Genomic DNA, 2,643 nt, shown 5'->3' with positions numbered 1-2,643 from the left:
TGCAGATTGCCAGCCAAAACGGCCACCTGTGCCATATTCGGCGGCCACTCTGTGACTTAAATGGCGGCCATCCAAGGACACATTAAACGGCCAAAATTCCCAGTTATAATATAATCATCTCCTGTTCAGGGGGAAATATCATAACTGGAGGTTCAATTATGGACTACAAAAGAGTATTGAGACTTCACTTTGTGAATCATCTCAGCGGCCGCGAGATTGCTGAGAGCTGCGGCGACTGCAGCAAAACAACTGTCAACGAGTTTCTGAAACGCTTCAGAGAGAACCCAGAGCTCTCGTATCCTTTACCGGCAGATGTCACGAACGAATACATTGAAAGCATTCTTTATAAAAAGCCTGGTGTATCAGCGAACCAGCTTCTCTACCGGGATTTTAACAAGGAAGCTGTCTATAAGGCTCTGGCCCGCAAAGGAGAGACCCTGAAGCATCTGTGGCAGAAATACAATGCTATAGGTGTCGTAGACGGAAAGAAGCCAATGAGCTATCGCCAGTACTGCAGACGTTACAGTGAATGGGCTGATTCCAAACAGCTGACCTTTCACATTCAACGTTATCCGGGCGTCAATCTCGAACTTGACTATGCAGGAAAGCAGCTTTACCTGCATAACCGTCGGAATCCGGAAGAGACCACAAAGGTCACCATCTTTATCGCTGCCCTCACTTACAGTGATTACTTTTATGCTGAAGGCATGACGGAATGCGATATCAGGAACTGGATCCGGGTCAACAATAACGCGCTGGCCTATTTTGGCGGCGTGACTCCAACGATTACCCCGGATAACTGCAAGGTGGCGGTTGCCCGGAACAAGGACTGGATCAGCCCTGTCCTGAATAAAGATTTTCAGGCATGGGCAGAACACAATAATACAGTTTTAACCCCTGCCAAAGTGAAATCGCCCCGCTGGAAACCAGTCGTGGAAGGCCACGTAAAGATTATTACCATGCACATCCTGGTGGACATGGAGGATATGATCTTTTATTCCCTGGATGATTTAAACCGCGTCCTGATGGAAAAGGTGGATGCTGAGAACCGAAAGCCCTTTGAAGGGCTCACTTATTCCCGGTACGACCTCTTTATAACAGAAGAAAAGGAGACCCTTCTGCCTCTTCCACCCAGCCGCTTCGAATACCTTGAACGAAAGACTGTTAAAGTAGCACAAGATTTCTCCTTCACCTTCGACAAGGTCCATTATAGCATGCCACGGAAATATCTGCGACAGGAACTTGAAATCCGGGCAGGCGAAAAAGAAATCTATGTCTATAACAAACACGGCGATCTCATCCGGACGCATAAGCGGAGCTACACGCCGAAAGACTGGGTGATCATCCCCTCAGATATGCCCGCTGAATACAAAGACTATGGCTATTGGACGGTACCTTATTTCCAGCAGAAAGCATCAGCTATCGGCCCCAGCACTCGTGCTTTGATTGATGCAGTGATCCAAAAATACGCTTATCCAGTGCAGTCGTTCCGAAGTTGTTTTGGCATCCTTCGTTATGCAGAAAAGTACTCGCCTGAAGCTCTGGAACGTTGCTGTAAAGACGCTGTTCTGGCAGGTAAATGCAACTACTCTTATATCTGCAATACGGTCTCTGCCTATCACAAGGAGCCATTGCAAAGTCCTGCACCACAGGACACGCACAAAGAATATGATGCAACAGCCATATCCGGCACTTACAAAGATGATGACAGCAAGTATTCCCTTAGGAATCTGCTGAGACGTCAGGAAACGGAGGCCGGTAATGAAGAATGATCCTACTACTGATATCTATGAAATGTTGGACACACTTTCGCTTCCAGTGGCTGCTCAACGCTTTATGGAACTGTCTAAAAGTCCGGAACTCGGCAGTTATACTGCTTTGCAGTTCGTTCGTGAAGTTTTGGAACCTCAGTACATAGAAACCCTCAACAATCGGTTTGAAACAAATCTGCGGCTCAGCAGCCTGATCAACAAAGGCGCTATGGCCGAGAATCTGAAAACTGGAAACGGACGCATCTATAATGATGCCACCGTTGAGCAGATCCTGAAATTTCATTTCGCTGAAAACCGGCAGAACGTCGGGATCTATGGAGTGACCGGTGCAGGCAAGTCCTACTTTCTTTCTGCCTGTTGTGTAGAAGCTTGCAGACGTAATTACCGTTGTAAGTTCGTAGACTATAGTGACCTGCTGGACGAACTGATCGTCCTCAACCGCCAGGAAGACCTGAACAAGTACCGCAAGAGAATCAGGTACTATGCACGGATCCAACTGCTGTTCATTGATGATTTTGCTATAAGCAGGTATTCAGAAGAAGGGATCAAGATCCTGTATCATCTCATAAAACTTCGGGATGACCTTGGCACCTCCACACTCTTCAGCTGTCAGTATTCTCCAGATGAGTGGGGAAACCAGCTGAGTGACGAGAAGGAATGCTACGGTAAGCTTGACGGAATCCGGCGCAGACTGACTACAGGATTTACTGTACTGATTGAGAAAGCATAGCTTTCTTCTGGAACAACGATCAATACTGATCAGTAGGGCGGAGTACCCTCTGCCCTGCTGATATCTCAGGCTGGCCGTTTAATATGGCCCTGACTGGCCGGGAAATGCGGCCCTGCTGGCCGCGGAAAGTGGCTGTTTGCA

2 protein-coding genes are annotated in these 2,643 nt (G+C 47.7%); both read left to right on the top strand.

Going from position 1 to position 2,643, the window contains the following annotated elements; all coding sequences use genetic code 11:
* Positions 1–158 precede the first annotated feature (158 nt).
* Positions 159–1,772: an IS21 family transposase gene (istA, locus tag LKD70_RS18280; protein WP_227709287.1), complete on the top strand. Its 1,614-nt coding sequence runs from the start codon at positions 159–161 to the stop codon at positions 1,770–1,772.
* Positions 1,762–2,502: an ATP-binding protein gene (locus tag LKD70_RS18275; protein ID WP_227709286.1), complete on the top strand. Its 741-nt coding sequence runs from the start codon at positions 1,762–1,764 to the stop codon at positions 2,500–2,502. The genes istA and LKD70_RS18275 overlap by 11 nt, the downstream gene beginning before the upstream one ends.
* Positions 2,503–2,643: the final 141 nt, after the last annotated feature.

The organism is Ruminococcus turbiniformis, from assembly GCF_020687545.1.
GTDB lineage: Bacteria > Bacillota > Clostridia > Lachnospirales > Lachnospiraceae > Mediterraneibacter > Mediterraneibacter turbiniformis.
This window is presented reverse-complemented; position numbering and strand designations above follow the sequence as displayed.